Below are 17,135 nucleotides of genomic sequence, written 5' to 3' on the forward strand. Positions count from 1 at the left end.
TCTATTGTCTCCCTCTTCGTGATTTAGGACGTGATTCTTTATCGCCACTTTTGCTTTCCTCTTTTTTGTCTGGCAAAATACCCTTGTGTAGCACTTCACCCTTGAAAATCCATACCTTCACGCCAATAATTCCATAAGTCGTCATCGCCTCGGCAAAGCCATAATCAATCTTTGCGCGAAGTGTGTGAAGAGGTACACGACCTTCCATATACCACTCTGTGCGAGCCATTTCAGCCCCAGCCAAACGACCCGAAACTTTGACTTTGATGCCCTTTACACCAGCTTTCATTGCTGCTTGCATTACCTTTTTCATTGCGCGTCTAAAGGCTACGCGTTTTTCAAGCTGTGTTGCGATATTTTCCGCTGCAAGTTGAGCATTCGCTTGGGGACGCTTCGCCTCTTTAATATTAATGAATACTTCTTTATTAAGAATCTTTTTCAAAGCTTCTTTATGTTTATCAATATCCACACCCTTTTTACCAATAATCAAACCCGGACGAGAAGCCACAACGGTTACGCGAATCTTATTTGCCGCACGCTCAATAATAATTTCGCTCACCCCCGCATAATACATCTCACGTTTTAAAAACTTGCGAATCTTGTGGTCTTCTAAAATATTTGAAGGTGTCGTTTGAGACACTGAAAACCATCGAGAAGACCAGTTACGATTAATGCCCAATCTCAAACCTATTGGATTAACTTTTTGACCCATTGCTATTTTTCCTCACCTTCAGTTTTTTTTGTGCTTACCTTCTTGGCATCTTCTGTTTTTTTCGCTGTTGTTTTTGCCTTAGATTCAGTTTTTACCTCTGCCTTTGGCTTAGTAGCAGTTTTTACTTTAGTGGATTCTTTCGCCTCTATTCTTTTACCTGAATCCTTTTGCTTTGGAGCTTCCACACTTTTCTTTGCTCCCTTGCTTGTGCCAACTTCCACTAGGATATGTGCCGTTGGTTTGCGAATAGGAGTAGCTCTCCCCTTTGCGCGAGGCATAAAGCGTCTAAGCACAGGACCAGCATCAATACGACAAGAAGTAATAATCACATCTTGTGCATCATAACCACCATTTGCCACTGCCGAAGCAATTACCTTTGAAATTAATTTTGCTGCTTTGTTTGGAGTAAATTCCAAACTTGCAATCGCAACTTCAGCATTCATACCTTGCACTTCTCTTGCAATAAGTCGCGCCTTTGTCGGGGATAATCGAATATATCTTAATAATGCTCTACTCATCTCAACCCCTTACTTCCCAATTTTCTTTTGGACACTGCCCTTGTGTCCTTTGAAAGTGCGTGTGGGTGCAAACTCGCCAAGCTTGTAACCAACGTGGTTTTCAGTAATATATACAGGAACGAACGCTCTACCATTATGGACATTAAAAGTCAGCCCTATCATATCAGGCAAAATAGTGCTGCGTCTTGACCAAGTTTTGATAGGTTTATTATCCTTACCTTGCTTTGCTTTCTCAACTTTCTTGACGAGGTAATCATCAATAAATGGACCCTTTTTAATTGATCTTGCCATATTTCCTACCTTATTTTTTCTTTCTTGAAATAATCAATCTATCACTCGCTTTTTTCTTACGAGTTTTAAAGCCTTTTGCCGGAGTTCCCCAAGGAGATACAGGATGTCCGCTAGAACCGGTTTTACCCTCACCACCGCCGTGTGGGTGATCCACAGGGTTCATAGCACTACCACGCGTTTGTGGGCGAATACCACGATGACGATTGCGTCCTGCCTTACCAATAGAGATATTGATAAAATCCTCGTTGCCAACAACACCAATAGTCGCCATACATTCTTCTAAAATATACCTCATCTCACCACTTGGCATACGTAAGATAATGTATTTACCTTCGCGTCCCATAATCTGCGCACTCGCACCCGCACTTCTAGCGAGTTGTCCGCCCGCACCCGGGTACATTTCTATATTATGCACGATTGTCCCAATAGGTATGCTTTTTAGCTTCATCGCAAAACCTGTCTTAATATCAAGTCCAGATTCCGCAGAAAGCACTGTATCGCCTACATTTAAGCCACTAGGTTGAATAATGTAGCGTTTATCACCATCAGCATAATTGACAAGAGCAATACGACAATTTCTGTATGGGTCATACTCTATTGCAGCTACTTTGCCTTGTATGTTGAACTTATTGCGCTTAAAGTCAATAATTCTGTATAACTTTTTCGCACCACCTTCTTTATGACGACTTGTAATGCGCCCATTATTATTACGCCCTGCAGTTACAGGAAGCTTTACAAGCAAACCTCTTACACTTGCTTTGCCTGTAATATCACTTGAGCTAAGATTGCTCATAAACCTACGACTTGGGGTATAGGGCTTATAAGTTTTGACTGCCATATTTTCTCCTTACACCGATAGCGCATCAAGTTTTGCGCCCTCTGGAATCTTTACATAAAATTTTTTAAATGAAGTCCTTTGACCAATCTTGCCCCTAAATCGCTTTACTTTGCCTTCTTGTCGCAAAGAGTTGATTCTAAGAGGAGTAATGCCAAAATACTCTTTAAAAATTCCTTTCAATTGATTTTTGCTCACATTTGTAGCAGTCTGCACAACAAGCACACCGCTTTCTTGCATCGATAGCGACTTTTCAGTATAGAGGATTGACTTAATATCTGTAATATCTGCCATTTTATTTCCCCTCCTTTCCTGTGATAATTTCATCAAAAACAGCCTTTTCAATCACAACCGAGCGGAATGTAGCCACCAAATATGCGTTTAGTTCGTTTGCATCAGCCAAATAGCATTGTTGCAAATTTCTAAAAGCAAGGAAAGTTTGCTCATCACTAAGCTGTGTAACAAACAAAGCATTGCGTTTGTTTAATGCCTTAAACATCGCATACGCATCTTTTGTCTTGCCACTTGGTAATGATATAGAATCTACGACAAAGAGTGCGCCCTCTTGTGCCTTTTGATACAAAGCGCATTCTAAGGCTAAACGCTTTTGTTTTTTGTTGATTTTAAGATTATAGTTTTTATCATTACTTGGTCCGTGTGCTACACCACCACCTACAAACACAGGAGATGTGATACTTCCTGCACGAGCGCGACCACCACCTTTTTGATTCCACGGCTTCTTACCACCGCCACTTACTTCACCTCGTTTTTTAGCATAAGCATTGTTTGCTCGAAGTGAAGCGAGATAAGACTTCACATACAAATACAAATTGTGCTCTTTTACTTGTGAATACTTTTCGGGCAATGTAAGCTCACCACTCTGTGCGAACTTTTCATTTAATACGATTACTTTACTCATATTGCTACCTTATTTTATGATTTGTATTCTGCCAAATGCACCATTGTGTCCAGCCACAGAGCCTTTAAGCACCAAAATAGCACTTTGCTTATCAAATGATAGAACATCATTTTTTGCACTTACAAGCTCATTCCCATAGTGTCCAGCCATTTTTTTACCCGGCTGAACGCGTCCGGGCCACTCGCGATTTCCAATAGAGCCTAAACGTCTGTGGAATCTACTTCCGTGCGCGCCGGGACCACCTTGAAAATTCCAACGTTTCATAGCACCGCTAAATCCTCGTCCCTTTGTCTTAAAGCGTACTTGCACGCGCTTTGCCTCGCCTAAATTACTTGTATCAAGCTCGCCTAGCTCTTTATTGCTTACCTTAAGTGTTGCGAAACGATTAAACTCTTTGCTAAGATTATATTTCTTTTGTTGCCCCGCAATGGCTCTATTATTCACCTTGCCTTGTGAGTAAGCCACAAGTGCTTTGCCATTATCATATATCTCGCATACTTTCGCCCCAAGCACACGCAAAAGCGTTACTGCTTCACTTTTTGCGCCTATGGTGCGACTCATACCGATTTTTTCAACTATAAATTCCATATCCTCAATCCTTACATCTTATTTACTTACTCATAGACATTACTTCAACATCTACTTCCGGTGCCAAATCAAGCTTCATAAGGCTATCCACGGTATCAGGAGTCGCTGACATAATATCAATAATGCGATGATGCACTCTAATTTCAAACTGCTCACGCGAATCTTTATTGATATGTGGCGAACGCAAAACGGTGTATCTCTTCTTTTTGGTAGGAAGTGGCACGGGACCTCTTATCTCTGAACCTGTCCTTTTAACTGCTTCTATAATAGATGCGACCGATCTATCAAGAACTCTATGGTCATAAGCTTTAAGCCTAAGTCGTATTCTTTCCATATTTTTTCCTTATATCCTTAAAGAACTCATCAAAATCATTTTTGATGTTTTTTTGAGCGCGTGATTATAGTCAATTTTGCAAAAATAAGTCAAGCATTTTGCCTATTTTTGCCTACTTTTTCATTTTTTAACTTCCTTAGTATAAGGAAAATAAAACATTGCTCTTTTCACTTTTACAAAGAATCTTTTAAGGTAATATTCAAACATTTTTTCTCCTTGATTAACAATTTTCAAATTTCCATAATGTTACACTAAATCCTAGCTCTTTATCAAACTCTTGGCTAAATCTTTCGCACCTTTGAAATCCACCTTACCCGAGCCAAGCACGGGGATAGATTCCACTCTTAGAATCTTAGATGGCTTAAAAAGTGCTGGGATTTGCGCTTCTTTGTGCAAAACTTAGGCAATGAAATCAATGAGAAGTTTTTTGAAGCACTTGGCTTTAATCCTGAAACTAGGGGTTCTAGAGATAACTTTAATGAAAAAACAATTGATATATTTTTTAAGGAGCTTTTAGCACACTACCCTAAAGAAATTTTCACTGATAAAAAAATGTTGGGTTTTTTTATTAATACGGATTTAATTTACATACTTTTTAATAATGGCATAGAGGTGGATTTACAAGGGGTGGAAATTAACCCTAGAGCTATTGATTATTACCTTGATAAATACTTGCCAAAATTTTTAAAATTTTTAGAGCTTCATCTTTTACAAGCAGATACTATAGTTGAACATTATATTTATTATCCAAGAGATACTTTCGTGAAAGTGAGTGTTTTGCTTTTGTTTCTCGATGAGTTCAAAAATAAACTTACAAACAATAATATCCAAAAAATCTTAAAGCAGTTTGCAAAAAATGGTATAGATGTGAAAAAACTCGGCACTTATGAAGGAAAGAATCTCTATGAGATACTAGAGGATAGTGAGCATAAAGAGGAGATTTTATCCTTACTAAAGATAAAATGATGTAATCCTTTACATTCACACATTGAGGAGCTTTTGTGCTAAATCTTTCGCACCTTTGAAATCCACCTTACCCGAGCCAAGCACGGGGATAGATTCCACTCTTAGAATCTTAGATGGCTTAAAAAGTGCTGGGATTTGCACTTCTTTGATAATTTTTTCTATTTTTTCATATTCTGTCTTTTCACCGCTCACAAGAAGAATGACACTCTCGCCCTTTTTGCTATCATCTATCGCTGTGGCAACATATTTAAGCCCATCATCAATCTCATATTTTTTGATAAGCTTTGCAATCTCTTCCTCAATCCCACCAAGACTTACCATTTCCCCACCAATTTTTGCAAAACGCGAATATCTATCCACAATATGAATGAATCCATCGGCATCTAAATGCCCCTTATCGCCACTTTTATACCACCTAATCCCATCAATTTCTACAATCACCTCTTTGGTTTTTTCCTCATCATTGAGATACCCTACCATTACTTGATGTCCGCCGATAAGTATCAACCCGTCCTCGCCCACAGGCATTTCCTGCATAGTATTTGGCTCAACAATTCTAATGGCACTTCCGGGCAAAGGCATACCCACGCTGCCCTCCTTACTTGCTTTATGTAATTCCCAATTATCCACATCAAATTCACTCGGTAGATTCACACTTGCCACAGGTGTAGTCTCTGTCGCACCATAGCCTTCATAGATTTCTTTATTAAACTTCATCACAAAGGCTTCTTTTACATCTTTTTTGAGTTTTTCCGCTCCCGCTACCACAAGTCGCAAAGAATCAAACATAAGCTTATCTACCTTATTACTACGCGCATAAATACCCAAAAACGTAGAAGTGCCGCACATCACACTCACTTTGTTTTTTGCTATTGCCTTAGCAACGCCTATTGCATCAGTTGGGTCTGCGTGTGTAACAGAGAGCATACCCTCAAGCAAAGGCATAAGTGTAGTAACGGTTAAACCAAAGGCGTGAAATGGTGGCAAAGACGAAAGCATAGAATCCCCATCGCGCGCGTGAATGACATCAGAAATTTGCAAAATATTGCTCATAATATTTAAATGTGAAAGCATTACACCTTTTGGCTTACCCTCACTCCCACTACTAAAAAGAATTGCGGCTATATCTGTGTTTTTCTGCGCTTTTATATAAAACCATTTAAGCATAAAAGAGGGCAATAAAATCGCTTGAGCCATTTTACACACAAAATCAAGCTTATTTGCTTTAACCTTATCAACTAAATCCTCCATATATAACACTCTCACATTTTGCGAGAAATTTAAACTCACGCCCTTGCCTTCAAGTTTATCCATAAATTTTTGTGAAGTATAAATTGTCTGAATTTGTGCGGATTTAATAGCAGCATCAATCGCCTTTTGTCCAGCCGTGAAATTAAGATTCACAATGGTTTTTGTCGCCATAAGCAAAGAAAGATTACATAATGCACTTGCAAGTGAGGCAGGAAGTATAATTCCCACATTTTGCTGCTCCTTTGTCTGCTCTGCAAAAAGCTTAGAGAGAATAAGTGTAAGGCTAAGCATTCGCGTATAACTCATAGAACCACTTAGGCTATCTATAATAGCCACTTCACTTCCCCACTTCTTTGCAGAATCTACCCACGCCTTGCCAAGTGTAGGCAAGACTTCGCATTGAGATTTCCACGCACTAAAAGATAACTCAAACACTTTAGCCTTAACCTGCTGTGCGTTAGAGTGAATATCTAAAGATTCTCCAAAAGCAATCGTGATATTGCGTTTAGCAAAGCTTTTGCGTCTTTCTTGGAATCCTTGATGAGAGTGTGAAAATGCACTCCCCCATAAACCGCGTATATAAAAGGGCAATATTACAGCTTGATTTTCATTTACATTTTTAGCAGCAAGTTCAAAGCCATTTTTAAAGGTATTTAAATGCCCGTGTCGCGATATTGCACCTTCCGGAAAAATACATACCATATGCCCTTGTATGAGTTTTTGTGCAATAGATTCTAAAGCTTTTCTGCTTCCGGCATTTGAGACAGGAATCACACCAAAAAAATCAAGAAAAATGCGTATATACCACCTATCATAATAACTCCGCTCCATTACAAAATACACCTTACGCGGTAGTGCCAACTGCACCATAGCCCAATCTATGAAAGATATATGATTGCCAAGTAATAATACGCCGCCTCGTTCAGGGACATTTTCAAAACCCTCTACATTTAAGCGGTATCTTTGAAAAAATGCAAGAGTAACAAGCATTCTTACAAGCGAAAAGGGCAAAAGCTTCACAACATAAATTGCCCCACACAATGCGACAATCATACAAAAATAAAAAAGATACACTACATCAATATTACCTAAAGATACAAGAGTGCCTATAAGCAAAAATAAAAGCATAGCAATATTTTGCACGAAATTATTACCTGCTAGAATCTTGCCTAACTCACCCTCTTTGGCGTGGAATTGTATTAAAGCATTAAGCGGAACTATAAAAAGTGCGCCACCCACACCAAAAAAGAAAAAGAGCACAGCATAAGATGTAAGAGAAGAAAAACTTAAAATCAGCATAGTAGTTATACAAATAAATCCTGCCCCAATAGGGATAAGCCCTGTTTCAATATATTGCTTTGAAAATCGTCCCGCAATAATAGAGCCTATAATAATTCCAAAGCCCGAACAAGCAATAATCATCTGCACCTTAAAGGTATTTAACTCCGCAAAAGTCATCTTTACATAAGTCGGAAAAGTCGCTAAAAGTAATTGAGAGATAGACCAAAATACAGCTATGCCTATTACAGATAACCAAATATTACGATGAGAAGTGAGTAATTTAAAATTTGCTTTTAATAAAGAACCTCTCAAATATGCTTCCTTATCAAAAACCTCTTGTGTGCGTTGCGTAAGTGTGGGAAGGGTATAGCATAAATATAATTCTATTAGAGCACACGCAATAAGCACAAAACCAAGCGGAGCAACACTTTGCAAAATCTCACCTTTTTGTGCTAGGAATCCTAAATCACTCAAAGCATACAAAGATTCAAATAGAAGTGAGAAAACGCTCATACCTGCTAAAATAGCTACAATCGCTACTGCCTGCATCACACCATTTCCCCACGCAAGTAAATCCTTACCTACCAAATCTTTGATAAAGCCATATTTTGCAGGAGAATAAATCGCCGATTGAGCTGCCATAAACAAAGTAGCTATAAAAGCAAACCAAAAATAACCCAAAAAATAACACAACGCAATAATGATACTAAGCAACAAGCCAAACCACGCACATATACGCATAACAACATTTTTAGGATATTTATCAGCCAAGAAACCAGAAGGAGAAAAAAGAAATATAAAAGGAAGTAAGATAAGTGCGTTAATAATGCTTGTTAAGAGTGTAAGTTCGCTTCCATCATAGACTTTATAAATTGTATTTTGAATAGTGATTTTATGCCCTAAATCCATAAAAGCATTGATAAAAGCCACAACGATAAATGGCAAAAATCCCGTGATTTTCCATAGTCTATTCATACAATCTCCTTAGTTTATTCACTCTGCTACGCATTTTATTCTATTCTATCCAAGATTTCATAACATAGAAGATTCTATTTGAGTTTAAGAATCTCCCACCCAAATGCGCATTTCAAACCATAATATTTATATGATAATTCAAAGCGATTGCAAGTTTTTAGCATCTGGTGAGAAAATTTATAACTTTAGATTACACAAAAGCACCCATATTTATTTCACTAACCACGAAAACTAGATTCTAGCGTGTAAGGCGCGTATTGCTATTTTGAAAAAAATATACTATAATCACGGCTTTTGTGTGTGGGCTACAGATATCATAGATGTGGCTTAAGATTCTTAAAATAAGATGATTCTAAAATCAATTTAAGATGTGTTTTTTAATGAGGATTTACAAGATACGAGAATTCTCATTGCGCTATTTGCACATTTTGGGTTTCCAAGCACACAATCAATAAAAGCACAAAACAAAGGATTTAAAAAATGGCATTTTTTAAGACTACCCTACCCATTATCCCAGACAATGTGCCAATCCACCACATCGACAACACGCCGCAGTTAAAGAGAGCTAAAGGATTATTTATCGCTGTTTTGATACTCAATATACTCTATATATGTTTTGCCTTTAGTTTTGCACTTAGTAGTATCGCTACTGCTGAGGGAATATTATTGAACTATGAAGAGGTAATGAAAGATGTGATGTTTTACGCATACATTGTTAATTTTATATCAGTCATTGGCGTTTTTTTTGCTCTTTTTTACATATCAAAGCTAAGTTTGAGAAGGAGAGCTTTTAATCTCTACATAGCGTTGTTTGTCATTTCAGCTATTATAAATTGTATTAGCTTTTTTGGTAGAAACGACTTATACACGCTTGAAAATATGGAATTAAATACTTTTATTGTGTTGTATTTGATTTTTATACTTATCGCAATCCCTGTGTGTATTTATTTGCAATGGCAGCTTAGCAAAGAACTAAGCTTTGTTTTGCACGATGGATTATTCTTTCAAGGATTTAAGATACTTATTGTGAGCGTCATTGGTCTCATTTTGATGTATATTGTTATGATTTCTGTGCTGATTTTTGATAGTATGGCAATACTCGTGATTGCTCTCATTGGACTTATGAGCTTTAGCATACTTGCTATTGTTGGTGGAATTATGTTTCTTATCGCTATTTTTAGAATCCGCCAAGTCGTAGCCTATGGCGAAAATATACGCAATCCTATCTCATAAGATACAGCAATGCAACAAGAAACATTAAGCGTAGATATTTATTGTAAGAAAGAGCTAAAAGACTCTATTGTAGATATGCTATTAGAGGACGGATATGATGATTTTTTTTATATCCAGTGTGAAAAATATGCCTCAAGCTCATTCCTTAAAAGCACCATAGAGCAAGTAAGTGGTAGGCAGGAATATGGACTATTTAGAATGTTTCTAAGCGACCAGCAAGGTGTGCGTTCTGTAATAAATAAGCTTTTCCAAGCCTTTGGCACAGATAATGTGAGAATCTACACACATTCTGTATTTTCGCCTTTGGAGTTCACTACTAACGCGAAAGAAACCTAAAGTCTAGATTCTATATGATTATACCTCTTTAACCCAAGTGAGACAAAACCAAAACATTTCTTTTTGTGGGGGGGGGCAGAACTAAGTCTTTTTAGGGCTAAAACTTTTATAAGTAACCTTTTATCCTCTCAACACTTTTGGTAGAGTTATCCCAATCTGCCCTTGATACTTACCATTCTTATCCTTATAGCTTACCTCACAAGACTCATCGCCCTCAAGGAAAAGCACCTGCGCTATACCCTCATTGGCATAAATTTTTGCCGGAAGCGGCGTAGTGTTGCTAATCTCAATCGTGATATGCCCCTCAAATTCGGGTTCAAAAGGTGTAACATTGACGATTATCCCACAGCGCGCATAGGTGCTTTTACCTAGACAAATCGCCAAAACATTGCGCGGGATTCTAAAATATTCTATTGTGCGTGCAAGAGCAAAGGAGTTTGGAGGCACGAGGCAAAAGCCCTCCTTACTTGCATCTACCTCCACAACATTGCGTTCATCAAAGCTTTTAGGATCAACCAAAGTTGCGCCGATATTTGTAAAAATCATAAATTCGTGTCCCACGCGAATATCATACCCATAGCTTGAAAGTCCATAACTTACGATATTTTTTCCCACTTGCTTTTCACAAAATGGCTCAATCATACCATTTTTACTCATTTCTTTAATCCACAAATCCGACTTTAACCCCATTGCAAACCTCACTTTTATAAATTGTTTTTTTTAAAAAATCGTGTTATTATAGCAAATTAAATTCACTCTAAAAGGTGCGACAATGAATCTACAAGAAATAAAAAAAATTATGGAACTTTTTGATAACAGCAACATAGCGAAGTTTCAGCTTAAGCAAGAAGGTATCGAACTCAAGCTCCAAAAAGCTACTGCTTGTAATGTAGTGCAGTCTCTCCCACAAGTTACCACACAAACCATTCCACAAGCTCCAGTAGCTACCGAATCTAGTGCGCCGAGTGCGCCACAAAGCGCTTCGAAAGAAAGTAGTGGCGTTTTTGTTACTTCACCAATGGTAGGGACTTTCTACCGCTCGCCAAGCCCAGGCGCGGCTCCCTATGTGAATGTTGGGGATATTGTGAAAAAGGGGCAAACCGTTGGGATTATCGAAGCAATGAAAATTATGAATGAAATCGAAGCAGATTTTGACTGCAAAATTGTCGCGCTTGAAGTCAATGATGGGCAACCGGTAGAATATGGTGCAAATCTCATCAAAGTCGAAAAACTCTAAGGCAAAGTAATGAGTATTGAGAAAAAGAATATACAAAAGATTCTTATTGCAAACCGCGGTGAAATCACGCTACGCGCAATTAGAACAATTCAGGAAATGGGAAAAGAGGCAATCGCTATCTATTCAACCGCAGACAAAGATGCCTATTATCTTGATGTAGCAGATGCAAAAATCTGCGTAGGTGGGGACAAATCGAATGAGAGCTATCTCAATATCCCAGCAATTATGAGCGCGGCAGAGCTTTTAAAAGCTGATGCGATTTTTCCGGGTTATGGATTTTTAAGTGAGAATCAAAACTTTGTGGAGATTTGCTCTCATCACGGCATAGAGTTTATTGGTCCAACCGCTGATGTTATGGTGCTAATGAGCGATAAATCGAAAGCAAAAGATGTAATGAAAGAAGCGGGTGTGCCGGTGATTTTAGGAAGTGATGGTGCGCTTAAGGACTATAAGGAGGCGCAAAAAATCGCTGATGAAATTGGCTATCCCGTGATTCTAAAGGCTGCTGCGGGTGGTGGTGGTAGAGGTATGCGCGTGGTAGAAAAGCCAGAAATGCTTAAGAATCTCTATCTCGCGGCTGAATCTGAAGCTGTTAGCGCATTTGGTGATGGCACAATCTATATGGAGAAATTTATCCGCAATCCTAAACATATTGAGGTGCAGATTCTAGCCGATAAGCACGGCAATGTGTTGCATATCGGTGAGCGCGACTGCTCCGCACAAAGACGTCAGCAAAAACTCATCGAAGAATCTCCAGCAATTGTACTTAAACCTGAAGTGCGCAAAAGGCTTCTTGAAACCGCAGTAAAAGCAGCGCAATACATCAAATATGTGGGCGCGGGGACTTTTGAGTTTTTACTCGATGCGAATTATGAGGATTTCTATTTTATGGAGATGAATACACGCTTACAGGTCGAACACACCGTGAGTGAAATGGTAAGCGGACTTGATTTGGTGGAGTGGATGATACGCATAGCAGAGGGAGAGAAGCTCCCAAATCAAGAAAGCATTAGCTTTAAAGGACATTCTATTGAGTGCCGAATCACCGCCGAAGATCCAGAAAAATTCTACCCTTGCCCGGGTAAAATCACAAAATGGGTAGCACCGGGTGGGGCGAATGTGCGCCTTGATACTCACGCGTATGGTGGATATGTCGTGCCAATGCACTATGATTCTATGATTGGCAAACTCATCGTGTGGGGCAAGGATAGAACCCAAGCCATTAATCGTATGCACCGAGCTTTGAGGGAATTTTGTGTCGAGGGCGTAAAAACAACTATTCCCTTTCACATCAAGATGATGCAAAATCGAGATTTTATTGCTTCAAATATTCACACGAAATATTTGGAACAAAATATGCTTAATTTAGAGCAGTAGGCGAGGATGAGGATTTATTTTACTTAAAGGAGCAAGTATGAAAATTAGCAATACAACACAAAAGCTCGCCCAAGAAGAACTAAGAAGAGACGAGCTAAAAAAACAAGACAATAAGGTAAAGCAAACTCAAGCCGCGCAAAAAAGTGCTGTTGCAAGTAGTGTGGGCAAAAGTGCAGATACAAGCGAGATGAGCAATAACCCACTTGCACAGGATATTAAGAGGATTAATAGCGACATCGGTAAGCTTCAGGTCGCGCAAAAATCACTCAAATCCATAGAGCCAGATGCAAAGAAAATACTAGAACTTTCTAAGGATTATGAGGAAAGCCTAGACAAAACAGAACAAAGTAGCATAAAAGAAGAAATAAGCACATTAAAAAAAGGTATAGAATCTATACTCAAAGGGGCTACTTTTGAGGGTTCTAGCGTATTTAATAAAAACATCAAGGACAACAAAGAGCGAGTGATTTTTGACGCACAAAAACTTGATACAAAGCTCATAAATAATGACGCACAAAAGTTTTATGATGTATTAAAGGAGCAACAAAGTCAGATTCAAGACGCTATCCAAACCCTGCAAGGACAAGCGCAAGAAAGCACAGGCAAACTTGCTTCAAAGGACATTAAGATAGATAAAAATCACAGCACAGAAAGCACTGATGGTTCATTCCTTAAGAAATTTAGCTCACTTTTCCGCGCCTCGCACAATGCAGAAAAATTAAACAATCAGCGAGTGCAAGAGCTTTTAGCTTAGTTTGCCCTAGATTCAAAAGTAATGCCTGTGATACCTTATAGTAGGCAACTCATCGAGCAAGACGATATAGACGCACTTTGCTCTCTTGCACGCTCATCTCATCTCACACAAGGCAATATGACAAAAATCTTTGAAACCGCGATATGTGAAAAATCTAACGCACAATATGCCATTACCTTTAATTCCGCTACCTCCGCACTATATGCGCTTTATGGCGCCTTTATGTATAAATATTTCCCGCAGTATTTAGATTCTAAAAATTCCCAAACAAATACATTCATAGAGGAAATATATTTTGTTACCTCGCCCATAAGCTTTGTGGCTACGACTAATATGATGCTGCAGTGGGGGATTAAACCCATTTTTTGTGATGTAAAGAGCGATGGCAATATTGATGAAAATATCTTAGAAACCTTGCTCACCACGCATAGCAAACGAGATTCTATAAAGGCGATTGTAAGCGTGGATTATGCTGGTAAAAGTGTAGAGATAGAATCCTTACGTGCAATCGCAAACAAACATAATCTTTTATTGTTTTCCGATAGCTCCCATTCATTTGGTGGTAGCTACAATGGCTCTCCTATAGGCTCTCTCGCCGATGCGACTATTTTTAGCTTCCACGCGGTAAAGCCTATCACAACCGCAGAGGGCGGTGCATTAGTAACTAATGATAAAGATTTAGCGCATTATGCGAGGCTTTTGCTCTCTCACGGCGTGGAAAAGCAGGGTTTATGGCACTATGACTGCACACTTGCTGGTATGAATTTTCGTCTAAGTGATCTTGGCTCGGCACTCGGGCTTAGTCAGTTTCAAAAGATTGAACGTTTTATCGCACATCGCCATCAAATCGCACTTTTTTATGATGAGTTTTTTAAGGACAATATACACTTTCATACCATTCCCATAGATTCACACATTGTGAGCACTCATCATCTCTACCCGATTTTGCTACTCCCACACCTCCATACTCATAAGGAGCAAATCTTTAAATCCTTACAGGCACAAGGACTTGGTGTGCAGGTGCATTACAAACCCATTTATCAATTTAGCCTTTATAAGAATCTTTTTGGTGAGATGAGTTTGCCTAATGCCGATAATTTTTATCTCTCTACCCTCTCTATCCCTTGTCATCAGGCTTTGAGTATGGAACAGGCACAAGATATAGCCAATATTGTTTTGAAAGAATGCAATAAAATCCGCTAATCCACAAAGCGCAAAAAAGCCATCGCTACTCATAGATTTAAACAATACACAATAGATTCAAAAAAGCACCAAACTCGCTTAATCCTCGCATACGCGCATAAAACAATGTATTATTTACTTTCTTTCAATACAATTTAGCATATATTGTTCATTTCATTACACAATGGAGATTATTATGTTTAATCGTCTCTCGCTTCGAATCAAATTAGCTTCTCTTGTCTTTGCTTCCACTATTAGTTTTGCTGTGCTTGTTGTATTTGTATTTGTCGAACAAGAAGAACTCGCACAGCAAGCAAGTGATCATTTATATCAAGTCATTCAAACAGAAGTCGAGCAACGTATAAAACTCTCTACAGATTTACTCGCAGAGTCGCTTGGCACACTCGTCAAGGGACGTAATGAAGCCGAGCAGATTCGCATTATCGCTGAAGCCATAGAGGATTTTCGCTTTGAAGATGATAAATCTGGTTATTTTTTCGCCTATAAAGAATATGTCCCTGTGGCTCACCCTACGCGCAAAGACTTAATTGGCAAATCTCTTGCGCAGACCAAAGATGCAAATGGCGTATATTATGTGCGAGAGCTTTATGATAGCGCAAAAACGCAGACAAAAGAGGGAAAATTCGTGCATTTTGTGTTTTCAAAGCCTATGCCTAATGGTTCTTTAGATAATGCACCAAAAATCGCCTATGCCGCGCTCATACCAAACACACAAGATATTTGGCTATCTACTGGCGTATATATAGATACCCTAGGCATTTATACACAGGATATTTCATCGATTCTTATAGATTTGGTGCATAGCACAATGGGAGAGGCTGTCATCATAGGCTTATGTGTATTTATTTGTGTGTTTGTGCCACTGATTATACTTTTCTACCGCTCATTGTTTAGGAGCGTTCGTGTCTTGCGAGAGAACTTGACTTTATTCTTTAAATATCTTAGCCACGAGAGCACTAAGATAGACATCATTGAGCTTGAAGGCAAAGATGAGTTTGCGCAAATGGTGCGTGATATTAAAGAAAATATCAAAGATGTAACCACAGGCTTAGAGCAAGACCAAAAGCTTGTAAAGCAGTCTTTGCAGGTTATTGAAAGGGCAAAACAAGGATATGCTGACACGCTTATTGAACTTAAAGGACATAATCCCGAATTGAATAAATTACGAGATTCTATGAATGACCTTTTAGAACTTCTCCAAAATGCGGTAGGAAAGAATCTCCCAGAGATTGTTCGTGTATTCGATAGCTATACTAAACTAGACTTCACCACAGAAGTAAAAGATGCAAGTGGTAGAGTAGAAGTTGTTACAAATACTCTAGGCGAAGAGATTAGAAAAATGCTCTCTACAAGTGCTGCCTTTGCTCAAACATTAGGTAATGAAGCACAAGGCTTACAAGAAGCAGTGAATAAACTCACAAATCTTACAAACTCTCAAGCAAGTAGCTTAGAACAAACAGCTCAAGCAGTAGAAGAAATTACTTCATCTATGCAAAATGTAAGCAGTAAGACAAGTGAAGTCATTCAACAAAGTGAAGATATTAAAAATGTCATTGGCATTATTAGAGACATTGCAGACCAAACAAACTTACTTGCTCTTAATGCAGCAATAGAAGCTGCACGTGCAGGAGAGCACGGAAGAGGATTTGCTGTTGTTGCTGATGAAGTAAGAAAACTAGCAGAGCGCACTCAAAAATCTCTAGGTGAGATTGAAGCCAATACAAATCTCTTGGTTCAATCTATTAATGATATGGGTGAATCTATTAGAGAGCAAACAACTGGTGTTACTCAAATTAATGATGCTATATCACATTTAGAATCTGTAACACAAGAGAATGTTGAGATTGCTAATGCAAGCTCAGAGATTAGTGAAAGAGTAGATAAAGTAGCTAAAGATATTCTAGATGATGTGAATAAGAAGAAGTTCTAAGCTCTAAGTAGGGCTTAAAAGTTTGCTTGGCTCTAGTAGCTAAGAGTCATCAAAAACTAGGGCTTTATCTAAAGACTTTAGCTCTATGGGCTATGAGCTAATAGATGAAGTTTTAGACTAAAAGTCTCTAGTGGCTCTTATGTCCTCTATGATAGAAAAATTTAAAGCAACCAATTTGCTTTAAATCCCAAAGACTACTCTTGCCCTAGTAAGTATGCTATTGGATAAAAGAAATGCTTAACTCATTAAAATAGGGATTGTGCCTAAGATAGAAAGAGCACTAGCCATAGCTCTTGCGAGATTCTATAAAGATTTAATATTCTTTAGGGTAGAAAGAAAAGAGCAATCTAACCAAAAGAGGCTTTATTATAAAACACACAAAAGATTATCTCAAT

The 17,135-nt window shown here is 38.4% G+C and carries 19 protein-coding genes; 8 read left to right on the plus strand and 11 right to left on the minus strand.

Annotated features, from left to right (window positions below):
- Position 1: 1 nt before the first annotated feature.
- From rpsC to BN2458_RS09955, 9 genes are all read right to left on the minus strand, one after another.
- Entirely contained in the window at positions 2-712 is a 711-nt protein-coding gene (gene rpsC / locus BN2458_RS06370) for a 30S ribosomal protein S3 (protein WP_034326512.1), read from the minus strand.
- 2 nt (positions 713-714) lie between these two features.
- Positions 715-1,230 (minus strand): 50S ribosomal protein L22, encoded by a 516-nt coding sequence (gene rplV, locus BN2458_RS06375; RefSeq protein ID WP_034326515.1) that lies wholly within the window; start codon positions 1,228-1,230, stop codon positions 715-717.
- A gap of 9 nt (positions 1,231-1,239) precedes the next feature.
- Positions 1,240-1,521 (minus strand): 30S ribosomal protein S19, encoded by a 282-nt coding sequence (gene rpsS, locus BN2458_RS06380; RefSeq protein WP_034326518.1) that lies wholly within the window; start codon positions 1,519-1,521, stop codon positions 1,240-1,242.
- A gap of 10 nt (positions 1,522-1,531) precedes the next feature.
- The gene (gene rplB, locus BN2458_RS06385; protein WP_034326521.1) at positions 1,532-2,359 is read right to left on the minus strand and encodes a 50S ribosomal protein L2; all 828 of its coding nucleotides are present in this window, start codon (positions 2,357-2,359) and stop codon (positions 1,532-1,534) included.
- Positions 2,360-2,368: 9 nt separating this feature from the next.
- Positions 2,369-2,650, minus strand: coding sequence for a 50S ribosomal protein L23 (locus BN2458_RS06390; RefSeq protein ID WP_034326524.1), 282 nt, complete (start codon positions 2,648-2,650; stop codon positions 2,369-2,371).
- 1 nt (position 2,651) lies between these two features.
- Complete coding sequence (rplD, locus tag BN2458_RS06395; protein ID WP_034326527.1) at positions 2,652-3,275, minus strand: 50S ribosomal protein L4; 624 nt, start codon at positions 3,273-3,275, stop codon at positions 2,652-2,654.
- Between the two features lie 9 nt (positions 3,276-3,284).
- The gene (gene rplC, locus BN2458_RS06400; protein WP_034326530.1) at positions 3,285-3,863 is read right to left on the minus strand and encodes a 50S ribosomal protein L3; all 579 of its coding nucleotides are present in this window, start codon (positions 3,861-3,863) and stop codon (positions 3,285-3,287) included.
- A 22-nt stretch (positions 3,864-3,885) separates the two neighbouring features.
- Positions 3,886-4,197: a 30S ribosomal protein S10 gene (rpsJ, locus tag BN2458_RS06405; protein WP_002956243.1), complete on the minus strand. Its 312-nt coding sequence runs from the start codon at positions 4,195-4,197 to the stop codon at positions 3,886-3,888.
- 258 nt (positions 4,198-4,455) lie between these two features.
- The gene (locus BN2458_RS09955) at positions 4,456-4,593 is read right to left on the minus strand and encodes a 2-acyl-glycerophospho-ethanolamine acyltransferase (protein ID WP_034342216.1); all 138 of its coding nucleotides are present in this window, start codon (positions 4,591-4,593) and stop codon (positions 4,456-4,458) included.
- Here BN2458_RS09955 and BN2458_RS06410 point away from each other — a divergent pair.
- Positions 4,588-5,163 carry a hypothetical protein gene (locus BN2458_RS06410; RefSeq protein WP_034342218.1) on the plus strand — a complete coding sequence of 192 codons (576 nt, stop codon included), beginning with the start codon at positions 4,588-4,590 and terminating at the stop codon, positions 5,161-5,163. The genes BN2458_RS09955 and BN2458_RS06410 overlap by 6 nt on opposite strands.
- 15 nt (positions 5,164-5,178) lie before the next feature.
- Here the strand turns inward: BN2458_RS06410 and BN2458_RS06415 are convergent, their stop codons facing one another.
- Positions 5,179-8,670, minus strand: a complete 3,492-nt coding sequence (locus BN2458_RS06415) for an acyl-[ACP]--phospholipid O-acyltransferase (RefSeq protein ID WP_058122066.1) — start codon at positions 8,668-8,670, stop codon at positions 5,179-5,181.
- 480 nt (positions 8,671-9,150) lie between these two features.
- Here BN2458_RS06415 and BN2458_RS06420 point away from each other — a divergent pair, with 480 nt between their 5' ends.
- Complete coding sequence (locus BN2458_RS06420) at positions 9,151-9,903, plus strand: hypothetical protein (RefSeq protein ID WP_034326534.1); 753 nt, start codon at positions 9,151-9,153, stop codon at positions 9,901-9,903.
- 9 nt (positions 9,904-9,912) lie between these two features.
- Positions 9,913-10,239: a DUF3240 family protein gene (locus tag BN2458_RS06425; protein ID WP_052082042.1), complete on the plus strand. Its 327-nt coding sequence runs from the start codon at positions 9,913-9,915 to the stop codon at positions 10,237-10,239.
- Between the two features lie 120 nt (positions 10,240-10,359).
- On the opposite strand, the gene dcd is transcribed toward BN2458_RS06425, so the two are convergent.
- Positions 10,360-10,929, minus strand: a complete 570-nt coding sequence (gene dcd / locus BN2458_RS06430) for a dCTP deaminase (protein WP_034328372.1) — start codon at positions 10,927-10,929, stop codon at positions 10,360-10,362.
- An 82-nt stretch (positions 10,930-11,011) separates the two neighbouring features.
- Between dcd and accB the strand changes: the two genes are divergently transcribed.
- The 5 genes from accB (at position 11,012) to BN2458_RS06455 (ending at position 16,740) form a co-directional block, all read left to right on the plus strand.
- The gene (gene accB, locus BN2458_RS06435) at positions 11,012-11,476 is read left to right on the plus strand and encodes an acetyl-CoA carboxylase biotin carboxyl carrier protein (RefSeq protein WP_034342195.1); all 465 of its coding nucleotides are present in this window, start codon (positions 11,012-11,014) and stop codon (positions 11,474-11,476) included.
- A 9-nt stretch (positions 11,477-11,485) separates the two neighbouring features.
- Positions 11,486-12,853, plus strand: coding sequence for an acetyl-CoA carboxylase biotin carboxylase subunit (locus tag BN2458_RS06440; protein ID WP_034328370.1), 1,368 nt, complete (start codon positions 11,486-11,488; stop codon positions 12,851-12,853).
- A 37-nt stretch (positions 12,854-12,890) separates the two neighbouring features.
- The gene (locus tag BN2458_RS06445) at positions 12,891-13,607 is read left to right on the plus strand and encodes a hypothetical protein (protein WP_034328369.1); all 717 of its coding nucleotides are present in this window, start codon (positions 12,891-12,893) and stop codon (positions 13,605-13,607) included.
- Between the two features lie 21 nt (positions 13,608-13,628).
- Positions 13,629-14,810 (plus strand): UDP-4-amino-4,6-dideoxy-N-acetyl-beta-L-altrosamine transaminase, encoded by a 1,182-nt coding sequence (gene pseC / locus BN2458_RS06450; protein WP_334094741.1) that lies wholly within the window; start codon positions 13,629-13,631, stop codon positions 14,808-14,810.
- 175 nt (positions 14,811-14,985) lie between these two features.
- Positions 14,986-16,740, plus strand: coding sequence for a methyl-accepting chemotaxis protein (locus tag BN2458_RS06455; protein WP_058122067.1), 1,755 nt, complete (start codon positions 14,986-14,988; stop codon positions 16,738-16,740).
- The last annotated feature ends 395 nt before the right edge of the window (positions 16,741-17,135 follow it).

Origin of the sequence: Helicobacter typhlonius (assembly GCF_001460635.1) — a bacterium.
Classification (GTDB): domain Bacteria; phylum Campylobacterota; class Campylobacteria; order Campylobacterales; family Helicobacteraceae; genus Helicobacter_C; species Helicobacter_C typhlonius.